Origin of the sequence: Methylobacterium soli (assembly GCF_008806385.1) — a bacterium.
GTDB lineage: Bacteria > Pseudomonadota > Alphaproteobacteria > Rhizobiales > Beijerinckiaceae > Methylobacterium > Methylobacterium soli.
In genome coordinates this window covers 95595-105874 of sequence record NZ_VZZK01000021.1, presented here as the reverse complement: position 1 = coordinate 105874, position 10280 = coordinate 95595, and the positions used below count along the sequence as shown (strand labels likewise).

Sequence of the window (10280 nt, the reverse complement as noted above, 5' to 3'; positions counted from 1 at the left end):
GCCTCGCGAGTTCATTCGTGCTCAGATCCAACCAGCCCCGTGTCCGGTTTGATGGGGGCAACTCCATGCAGCTAGTGGAGCAAATCAAACGTTTGAGTCCGCCTTGAAACCAGCAAAAACAATGCGTTAGGGCATGATCCCACGGACTCAAGTGTCAGATTTCGACCACTAGTCGTCAACGCACTGGCCGGAGCATCAGCACCAGGAAGCTGCCTTGCGCGTGGCGACAGCAATCTCGGGGGCCACCCTCTGCGCCGGATCGGCGGCTTGGGTGCCGCGCTGCATGTCAGCCGCCGCACCACTGCCGAGGATGACCGCTCAGATTCACGAGGCTGGCCCGTCACAGGCATCTTGGCTGTTTCTGGAGCCCACGTAGCCGTAGAGGCTGCCGCCGCTGTGTGGCGCTCTGAGGCGAGCTTCCCGGCGGTGAGCTCGGTCTTGGGCCGGCAGCAAGGAAGTGCCACATAGAGGCCCGTCGCTGAGTTCACGTTCTGGGAGCGCGAAGCGCGACCCGGAGCTTCGCCGCGGCCAGCGCGCAAGGTCGAGCCGCAGCTGGGCAAGCGAGTGGGCGGAGCCCGCGAGCGTTGGCCGAGACAGATCCCCGATGTAACGCTTTCCATAGACTTGTTCTTTTTCTTAGAGAAAAGATAGTAAGTATATATATGGAAAGCGTTACATCGTGGCCCTGTCCCGGCGTAACGCTGTGCCGGCTTCCTTCAGCTCAGGACGGCCCGGTGTTCGCCGGCTTTCAATGGCTCGCGGAAAGAGCTTCCGCCCTCCTTTCAGCTCGATGGCGTGCAACCCGGGCGCGGGTCTGAGCCCGGACTTCAGCATCACGCGGGCCCACAACGCCGTAAGTCGCAAGTAGCTTCTCCTCCACCTTGTTCGCGACCTGAGCGCAATCTGCCCGAGCATGGCACGCAGCACAGATCGGGGACGTTTCAGACCAAGCATGGGGAATTCCGAAGCAGGACGGCCAGAAGTCAGTGCGCTTGAGAGGCACAATGGGCTCCGGCGTCATGCCCGCGCCCTCTTCTCGGACCCGCTCCATCTGGTGGGCACTGAACTCGGCCTCGGCTCGTTCAACCGAGAGCACGCGCTGCTCGAAGCAGGCTTGCGCGATCGCGTAAGGTCGGGCGAGCCGGCCTTTAAGGTTGCCCACGACCCAGGCTTGATGCTCATCCTGCACCGGCAAGTTGCGATACGCTTCGATGCGGTATTGCGGCAGAGCGGATAGCAAGGGCATCGACTTCTGCCGCTCGGCCCAGGCTTCCAAAATAGGGGGGCCAAATGACTCGTGATATAGCTGATTGGGCCGAGGCGGCCGCTTGAAACCCCGCCGGAAAGCAGCCTCCATCGCTTCCCGGATGAAGAAATCGTAGGGCAGGCCGAGGCCATCGGCGACCTGGCGAGCGCGCCAAACGCTGTTGAACTCGCGCCCACTGGACCAGAGGCCAGCAATTGGAACCCCGCGCTTCCGCTCGGCCTCCGTCACGCTGAAGTTTTTCCGCCAGGCCTTCTGGTAGAGATCGCGGTAGATGTCGTAGAAGAAGAGCGTTGCTTCAACAGGCGACACGAACCGGTAGTCGAACCATTTCGCAGCGAACAAACTGCGCTCATCACCAATGCGCTCGGCCGTAAGATGCTGTGCAGCCCGCACAAGCTCTCGTAAACTCGAAGAATTTCTCACGATAATCGTTCTCCAGATTTTGAATAAAGCGGCATCATACGATGAATTTTCTCATCGTATGATGCCGCTTTAGTTGATTAATACCGATTCTGAGTGCGGATGCGTATCGGGTCCAAAATTCTTAAGAAGCACATTATTCACACCTATCAATAGACCAACAGAACGATGCAATATTTACTAGGTTTTGCACTCATTTTTGATTTCCACAGCCGCATTCTTTTGCATAATCTAACGCCTCCGCAAGACTATCAATCACTTCGTCGATCGAATTATCGCTGATAGAACCATAAAACTCGGAGCTATCTAACTCTAAAACTGTAGAAGATGAGATAATCTTATTTCTATCCTGCTTTTTTGCGAGTCTCTGCTTGTATTCTTGGAAGTTAACAACGTTCATTTTCAGTGGCCTTCACTCGGCGGATGGCATCCATCACCATCCTCGGATAAGTCATAGCGGCCGGGACGCGGGTATGCGTTCAGTTCGAGCAACTTTTTTTCAGCCCATCCGATTTGCGAGATCAGCGGCTCGAAGATGGGTATAGCGCGTCAACATCCGCAGCTCGCGGTGGCCCGAGATCGAGGCGACCTCGGCAACGTTGAAGCCCTTCTCGAACAAGCGCGAGACTGCCTCGTGCCGAAGGTCGTGCAGGTGTAGATCCTCAAGCTCCACACGACGCGTCAGACGCTGCCAGGCGAGCCGCACCGCATTCGGCGCCGCTGTGAACACCGTCACGCTCTCGCCTCTCTGGAGGGCCCTGAGCGTCTCTACGGCACGGGTGGAGAGCGGCACATCCCGGCTGGTGCCATTCTTCGTCATCGGCAGATGTGCGACGCGCTTGGCGAGGTCGATATGCTCCCACCGCAGCGCCAGCAGCTCGCTCCGGCGCATGCCTGTCTCAATGGCGAGCACGATCAGCGGGCGCAGGTAGCGCACGCGCCCGGCATCAGCAGCAGCGAGCAGGATCTGCTCCTCGTTGCCCTCGAGCCGGCGTGTGCGCCCCTTCGGCGGCGAAGGACGTCGCACGAGCTTGCACGGGTTCTGAGCCAAGTGGATGCCCCACTCGCGACGCGCCGTGTCGATGGCGTGGCTGATCGTGTTCAGCTCGCGGATTACGGTTGCGGGTGCGACGTTTCTCAGGCGCTCGTCGCGGTAGGTGGCGAGATCAGCGCTCGACAGCAGCGCCAGCGTCCGGTGACAGATCGGACGGCGCAGGATGGCGTTGATGCGCGCGATCTCCGTGACGGCGCTGCGCTTCTTCGGCGAGACCTGATCGCGGTAGCGTGTGAGGATCTGCGCAAGCGTAGTGTTTTCGGAAGGCCTGGTGTCCGGCAGCGCGCCGCAGCGGTCGAGCTCTGCCTCTAGACTGCGGGCCCAGCGCTCGGCGTCCGCCTTGCTGTCGAAGCTCTTCGAGCGCGGCTGCATGCCCTTGCGGCGCACGGCTGCCTGCCAGCGTCCCCGCAGCCTCCTGATCGTCGCCATCTTATTCTCGCGTCCTGTGATCCTCGGATTTGCCGATCAAAGGACACCGATGCCGGGCCGCAAAGGACTTTCCCTACCTGGACGAGCCTCGATCCAAGGGTGTGATGCGGAGGGCGGCGGGCCCATGGTGCAAGGCCTCCGTGACGAGCGTCGCAGTCTGGGACTTCGCCTCCTGATCAAGCTGCCCTCGTTTTGGCTCGCACGGCTGCCTAGGTGCAACGCGTGCTGGCACGGCGGGTTGAGCACCAGGTGCCAGATGCCTCTTCGGCTTGGGACAGGGGCCAGCTCCTTGGTTATTTTGCTTGCGCGTTAAGGATCCCACGAAGCGAGGCATCTACAGCACAGCCGCGAGCGCCCATTCAGGGCTATGATCGGCCAAAACCGCGCTCTCGGTGATGCGAACATGGATATGACCACTCCTGCCGCCCTCGGTGGGGCCAAGCTGAGGTTGAAGCAGCAGGATCTCGAGCGGCATCTCTGGGGTGCTGCCGACATCCTGCGCGGGCACGTCGATGCGGGAGACTACAAGCAGTATGTGTTTGGGCTCCTGTTCTACAAACGGCTCTGCGACGTGTGGGACGAGGAGTTCGAAGCCCTCCTCGCCGAAACAGGCGACCAGGAGGAAGCGGCGGACCCTGATGAGCACCGCTTCCACATCCCGCTTGAGCACCGCTGGGACCAGGTGCGGAAGCACTCCACCCAGATTGGCCAGCGGCTGAACAACGCCTTCGCAGCCATCGAAGACGCGAACTTGCGGCTTCGGGGCGTGTTCGGGGCGGTAGACTTCGCCAATCAGGAGAAATTCCCTGACGCCCGCTTGGAGCTGCTCCTGGCGCACTTCGAGAAGTATCGTCTGCGCAATTGCGATGTGCCGGCAGATGTGCTGGGCGACGCTTATCTCTATCTTATCAAGATGTTCGCCGAGGGCGCGGGCAAAAAAGGCGGCGAGTTCTACACGCCCCGCCAGATCGTTCGGCTGATCGTGGAGTGCCTCGACCCCAAGCCCGGCATGTCTATCTACGATCCAACCTGCGGCTCAGGCGGCATGCTGTTAGAGGCTGTGCAGCACCTGAAGGATCGCAAGCAGGACGCGCGCAGCCTCTCGCTCTACGGGCAGGAGAAGAACCTCGGCACGTGGGCAATCGCCGAAATCAATCTCTTCTTGCATGACATCGACGACGCTTTCATTGCGAAGGGCGACACTCTCCTATCGCCAAAGCGCTACGATCCCAAAACACTGGAATTTGTTCCAGGAGTTGGCACTTACGATCGCGTGCTGGCAAACCCGCCGTTCTCAGAGAAGGTCTGGGGCCACGAGATTTGGTCGAATGGCGATCCGTTCGGGCGCGATGCGTATGGTTGCCCACCCAAAGGCTATGGCGACTTTGCCTTCATTCAACACATGATCAGCGCGCTGAAAGCCGACGGCATGCTGGGCGTAGTCGTGCCTCACGGCGTCTTGTCTCGAGGATCCGAGGCTCGCATCCGGGAGGCAATGCTGAAAGAGGACGTCATCGAGGCGGTAATTGGGCTGGCACCAAACCTCTTCTACGGCGCAAGCATTCCAGCCGCAATTCTGATAGTCCGAAAGGTCAAGCCGGAAAGCCGGCGAGGCAAGGTGCTGTTCGTAAATGGCGACGCGACGTTCCAGCCAGGCAAAGCTCAGAATGTTCTCACGGACGTCAACGTAAAGACACTTGCAGAAGCTTTCCATACTTTCACTGATGCAGATAAGCTCGCTCGCGTAGTGCCTATCGCAGAGCTTGCCGCTAATGACTTCAACCTGACTATCAGCCGTTACGTGCAGACCGGTGCCGACACGAAGGTAGCTGATGTCACGACTGAGGTCGCCAAACTGCAGGAGGCCGTCGCGAAACGCAACGAGGCCGAGTCAGTGATGTTCGAGCACCTGAAGAGACTCGGCTATGACATCTGAGAACGAATTTCCTTGGTCGCAGGCCAGTGTTGCGGACGTCATTGTGCAGAAGCGAGGCAGTCAAATACGCAAGCTTCCGACTTCTGAATACTTCCAATCGGGAAAGCTCCCCATCATTGATCAAGGAGCAGATATCATATGTGGATACACAGATAACGTCGGTGCCGCATATCCATATGATCTGCCTGTAATCGTATTCGGAGATCATACAAGGGTGTTAAAGTATATTGATTTCCCATTCGTTGTAGGCGCAGACGGCACGCAGTGCCTTCAGCCATCCAAACAGCTCAATCCAAGATTTTTCTACTATGCACTCACTGCTATCAATCTGCAGAGTGAGGGTTATGCTAGGCATTTCAAGCTGCTTAAAGAGAAACATATTAGCTTCCCTGGCATCGATGAGCAGCAGCGTATTGCCGAGGTGCTGCGATCGGTAGACGACACCATTGCTGCCAGCGTTGCTGTTACCGACCGAACTAATTCACTGCTGAATGCTTTTTTATCAGACACATTTAGCGAAAAAGACGGCACTGGCACCGAACGTTGCATGTTTCCGATTGAAGATATGCTCGATAGAATCATTGATTATCGAGGCGTTGCTCCTCCAAAGTCTGATAAGGGCGTGCCTCTTATAACTGCTAGAAATGTTCGCTTCGGATATTTAGTCGAAGAGCCGAGAGAGTTCATCGCGGAAGAAGCGTATGATTCATGGATGCGGCGCGGGATACCTATGGCGGGAGATATTTTGTTTACAACCGAGGCACCACTCGGGTTTGTTGCAGAATTTCCGCCGTATAAAGCTGCCCTGGGGCAGCGAACTATCACCCTTGTGCCAAAACTAGACCGTCTAGATCGAAAATACCTCAAGTGGCTCCTGCTCTCCCCACCAGCACAAGCAACTATTCACCGGCACGCTACCGGCTCGACTGCCAAAGGTATCAAGCAGAGCACTTTCCGCAAGCTTCAGTTCAAATTCCATTCTCTCGAAAAACAAATTGAAATAGGCACTTATTGCTCCTCGCTTGCGGAGGCGGTGACCCGCTCACGCGAGAGCGTCAGTCAGCTCAGACGCGTGAAGGCAAGGTTGTTGAAGGATCTCCTATCTGGCGGCGTCCGGGTGCCCAAATGAGTGAATACCGGCTCGCTGAGAAGCCAACGCTCGATGTGCTGACCGCACTGGGCTACCAGCAGCTCTCGCCTGCGGCTGCCACAGTGATGCAGGTAGAGAAGAACCGCGTTCTTCTCAAACCCGTGCTGCTCGAGGCTCTACAGTCTTTGAACGGGATCGGCACAATCGATGCCGAGGCGATCTATGGCGATCTATCCACCCTTTCAGACAACGAAGAGTGGCAGAGAAAGCTGCGGGGCGCCTACTCGCGCAGGCTGACAGGCGACGCGCGCGACCGACCCATTGTCTTGATCGATTTTAAGAACCCCGATCGTAACAGTTACCACATCGTCTGTCAGTTTCGCGTTTCCGCTCAGCGGTCGCGCGTGCCGGACATTGTGGTGTTCGTGAACGGCATTCCGATAGTCGTGATCGAAGCGAAATCGCCACTAAAGACCAGCAACACGGCCGAGGAAGCGTTCGAGCAGATCAAGCAATATGAGCGCGACATCCCGCGCCTGTTCGGCTCGAACGCTTTCAATCTTATCACCGATGGGATCACCACACTCTACGGTGCCACGGGCGCGTCCTCGCAGTTCTACGCGCCATGGCCTGACGCTTGGCCGCGCAGCCGGGAAGACTTCGCGGACGATCTCGCTAAGGACCTCTGGTGCCTTCTTGAGCCAGCACGGCTCCTGGATCTCCTGGCGCACTTCATCGTGTTCGAGACTGATCCCGAGACGAAGAAAACCGTCAAGAAGGTCTGCCGCTATCAGCAATTCCGAGCGGTGAACAAGGCGGTCGCCCGCGTTGCCGACGGGCAGCTGAAAAAGGGATTGATCTGGCACACGCAGGGCTCGGGTAAGAGCCTGACCATGGTCTTCCTCGCTCTCAAGCTGAAGACGCATCTGACCGTGGAAGCGGCAACGCTCCAGAACCCGAACATTCTCGTTCTGACGGACCGCATCGACCTCGACACGCAGATCTCGACCACCTTTGTCGCTTGCGCCCTGCCCAACCCGAAGCAGGCAGGATCGGTGGCGGAGCTCCGCGAGACCGTCGAACGAGCCGGCAGCGGGCAGATCCTGCTGTCGACCATCTTCAAATTCGCTGGCTCGCGCGAGGCTATCCCGAACTCGGAAAACTGGATCGTGTTGGTGGATGAGTGCCACCGCACCCAGGAGAAGGACCTCGGGGGCTATCTTCAGGCGACCCTGCCGGATGCCAGGTTCTTCGGCTTTACAGGCACGCCAATCAAGAACTCCGACAAGAATACCTACCGCCAATTCAGCGTCGCGGGCGAGGGCTACCTCGATAAATATGGCATCGATGACGCCGTGCGCGACGGAGCGACTGTTCCGATCCTCTACGAAGGCCGCAAAACCGATTGGGCCATCGACGAGGCCGAAATCGACATCCTATTCGATCGCTGGTTCGTCGATATGGCGGACGACAAGCGCGAGGAGCTGAAGCGCAAGGGTGTCGCGCTCGCAACCCTCGCTAAGCACCCAGAGAGGGTGCGGCTCGTCGCCTTAGATATCTGGGAACACTTCAAGCAGGTCTGCCGCCCTGATGGGTTCAAGGCCCAGATCGTCGTCATCGATCGCGAAGCCGTGGTTCTCTACCGGGCAGCCCTCGCAGCCCTGATCGCGGCCGATCTCATCAAAGGCGGCAGCGACGCCGACGCAGCCCGGGAGCAGGCAGACATGATGATCGCCTGCGCCTATTCGAAGAGCCAGGAGGACAACAAGGACTCCGAGGATCCAGCCGTCACCGCTGTGCGTCGTCAGCTCGAAGCGCACTACCTCGACGAGGAAGCCGAGAAAAAAGCCAAGAAGGCGTTCAAGGTCTTCGGTAAGGAGCCGAGCTTCCTAATCGTCTGCGATAAGCTGCTGACCGGTTTTGACGCGCCGATTGAAGCGGTCATGTATCTCGACAAGCCGCTGAAGGAACACGGTCTGCTGCAGGCCATCGCCCGCACCAATCGCACCTGCACGCTGAAGCGTCCGGACGGGATCGAGATCGAGAAGCCGCATGGCCGGATCGTCGACTACATCGGCGTGACCAACCACCTCGACGAGGCTCTGGCGAGCTATCGGGCCGACGACGTTCAGAACGCGCTGCGCGACATCGCTATCCTGCGTAACGACTTACGGGAGGTCCACGCCCGCTACGCACGTCAGAAGCGGCTGCTTGGTTTGGATGGTCTGGACGAGAAGGCAGCGGCCTACGTGGTCGGCAAGTTGGTGGTCGAGGGACGGGAGGACGATTGGTTCGACCTTCAGCGCTTCGCGCGGCAGTTTGTGCGGGTCTACGGCGACCTCTCACCAGATCCAGCAATCCTAGAATTTACCGACGCGGTGAAGTGGGCGGCTGCTTTCCTTCGTATGGCGACGCAGGTGATCTTGAAGGACGAGAGCCTCGATCACCGGAGCTACACGTCCAAGATCCGAGACATGCTCGAAGAGCACGTCCATGCCACGGGGCTGTCAACGACCATACGCCTGCGCTCGATCACAGACCCAAGCTTCAGCGCAGACTTCGACACGGAGAGCAAAACGGAGGAGGACTTGCAGGAGGCGCTGGTCCGGAAATCCGCCGAGCTCAAGCGCGTAACCCGCGAATTGGTCGACAAGAACCCGGCTCAGTATGGGCGTTTCTCAGAGCGCGTGTTGGAGATCATCCGCCGCTTCGAGGACGGGCAGATTTCTGCCGCCGAAGGGCTGCGTGAGTTCCAGGATCTTGCCGCGAATATCACCAACGAGCAGGGTGCGCATGCCGAACTCGGCATGGATGAGCGGGCCTTCGCGATCCTGCGTATCATCGAGAGCGCGGCTCCTGACGTCGGTCATGAGAGCCAGCAAGCCGCTGCGATCGCGATCGGCAACGTCTACGCCACGGCTCAAGCAAGCCAGCCCTCGTGGTTCTTCATGGACGCCTATAAGAAAGAGCTCAGGCAGCGCGTGCGCCCCCTACTCGTCGGAGCAGGTGTGCCAGAACCGAAGCAGATCCGCGACGATATCGAGGCCTACGCTGTTCACGCCTACGCCGGAATGCATTGATGCCGAGCCTGCGCATTGGGCAGACGAACATCCCTTACACCCTGCGGCGAACCGCAACGGCATCCGAGCGCCGGATAACGGTGACCCCAGCTGGCGTCGAGGTTCTGGCACTTTCAACGGACGATGATGAAGTCATCGATCGGTTCCTCAATCGCAAGCGAGAGTGGGTCTATCAGGCGGTCCGCGAGTTGGATGAGCTCGCATCCGAGCGCACCGTGGTGCCACGTTTCATTACGGGTTCGAAAATACCCTACCGCGGTCGCATGGCCTCTTTGACAGTCCTGCGAACAGACGCTTCTCGCATCGAGATTGGCTATCAGAATGGCTTTTCGATCAGGCTCCCGGCTTGGGTCAGCGAAACAAACGCCGATGCTCTCGTAGCCAATGAGCTGAAGCTTTGGCTCAAGCGACGCGTGCGGCGTGATGTGCACGAGATCGTAGCGACCTATCGGAAGAAGTTCGAATTGACGCCCTGTTCTATCCGGGTCGGCGACATGTCAGCAGGTTGGGGCTCCTGCAGTAGCCGAGGCGGCCTCAGCATTAACTGGCTCTTGGTGCTCGCTCCGAAGGCGGTGCTCCGATATGTCGTCGTCCACGAGCTCGCGCATCTCAAGCTCCGGTCACACGGACTTGAGTTCTGGCGCTACCTAGCATCGCTGCTCAGCGACTACGAGCGTGCGAAGGGCTGGCTCGATAGGCATCAGCATAAGCTCGACGACGGGTTCTTGCAGGTGCGTTCAGCCCCTGCCCTGCTTCGCGCCGCTCCCTAGGCCGTCACTCGGCCAACTCACGCGCGAGTTCAACCGCATCGAGCTCAGCTTCCGCTTCCTGATCGAGCGGCGCCTCCAGCACGGCGAGTGGGACGCCGGGCGCCCGATCTTGAACTCGATGCCGATGAGCATCTGGCGTCAGTTGAAAAGTGAAATTCCGGGCGTTTCAGATGGGAATGCGCTTGAGGTCCATTTGACTGGATCCAATCGTCGTATTGCCTTCCACCCTGACGC

At 58.7% G+C, this 10280-nt stretch carries 7 protein-coding genes; 4 read left to right on the top strand and 3 right to left on the bottom strand.

The window, feature by feature from the left end; translation table 11 throughout:
* Positions 1 to 748: 748 nt before the first annotated feature.
* The 3 genes from F6X53_RS19230 to F6X53_RS19220 form a co-directional block, all read right to left on the bottom strand.
* Positions 749 to 1660, bottom strand: a complete 912-nt coding sequence (locus F6X53_RS19230; protein WP_191970902.1) for a hypothetical protein — start codon at positions 1658 to 1660, stop codon at positions 749 to 751.
* A 220-nt stretch (positions 1661 to 1880) separates the two neighbouring features.
* Positions 1881 to 2087, bottom strand: coding sequence for a hypothetical protein (locus F6X53_RS19225; protein ID WP_151001804.1), 207 nt, complete (start codon positions 2085 to 2087; stop codon positions 1881 to 1883).
* Positions 2088 to 2186: 99 nt separating this feature from the next.
* A complete protein-coding gene (locus tag F6X53_RS19220) occupies positions 2187 to 3170 on the bottom strand; it encodes an integrase (protein WP_191970901.1) in 984 nt (327 codons plus the stop codon).
* Positions 3171 to 3573: 403 nt separating this feature from the next.
* Here F6X53_RS19220 and F6X53_RS19215 point away from each other — a divergent pair, with 403 nt between their 5' ends.
* From F6X53_RS19215 to F6X53_RS19200, 4 genes are read left to right on the top strand one after another with little or no spacing between them, the layout of a single operon-like run.
* Positions 3574 to 5106, top strand: a complete 1533-nt coding sequence (locus F6X53_RS19215; RefSeq protein ID WP_238298266.1) for a type I restriction-modification system subunit M — start codon at positions 3574 to 3576, stop codon at positions 5104 to 5106.
* Positions 5096 to 6235: a restriction endonuclease subunit S gene (locus F6X53_RS19210; protein WP_151001803.1), complete on the top strand. Its 1140-nt coding sequence runs from the start codon at positions 5096 to 5098 to the stop codon at positions 6233 to 6235. Before F6X53_RS19215 ends, F6X53_RS19210 begins: the two co-directional genes overlap by 11 nt.
* The gene (locus F6X53_RS19205) at positions 6232 to 9276 is read left to right on the top strand and encodes a type I restriction endonuclease subunit R (RefSeq protein ID WP_151001802.1); all 3045 of its coding nucleotides are present in this window, start codon (positions 6232 to 6234) and stop codon (positions 9274 to 9276) included. The genes F6X53_RS19210 and F6X53_RS19205 overlap by 4 nt, the downstream gene beginning before the upstream one ends.
* Positions 9276 to 10046 (top strand): M48 family metallopeptidase, encoded by a 771-nt coding sequence (locus F6X53_RS19200; RefSeq protein WP_151001801.1) that lies wholly within the window; start codon positions 9276 to 9278, stop codon positions 10044 to 10046. Before F6X53_RS19205 ends, F6X53_RS19200 begins: the two co-directional genes overlap by 1 nt.
* Positions 10047 to 10280: the final 234 nt, after the last annotated feature.

Coding starts and splice junctions, on each gene's coding strand:
- F6X53_RS19225 (WP_151001804.1), bottom strand. CDS start 2,087: ATGAACGTTGTTAACTTCCAAGAATACAAGCAGAGACTCGCAAAAAAG.
- F6X53_RS19220 (WP_191970901.1), bottom strand. CDS start 3,170: ATGGCGACGATCAGGAGGCTGCGGGGACGCTGGCAGGCAGCCGTGCGC.
- F6X53_RS19215 (WP_238298266.1), top strand. CDS start 3,574: ATGGATATGACCACTCCTGCCGCCCTCGGTGGGGCCAAGCTGAGGTTG.
- F6X53_RS19210 (WP_151001803.1), top strand. CDS start 5,096: ATGACATCTGAGAACGAATTTCCTTGGTCGCAGGCCAGTGTTGCGGAC.
- F6X53_RS19205 (WP_151001802.1), top strand. CDS start 6,232: ATGAGTGAATACCGGCTCGCTGAGAAGCCAACGCTCGATGTGCTGACC.
- F6X53_RS19200 (WP_151001801.1), top strand. CDS start 9,276: ATGCCGAGCCTGCGCATTGGGCAGACGAACATCCCTTACACCCTGCGG.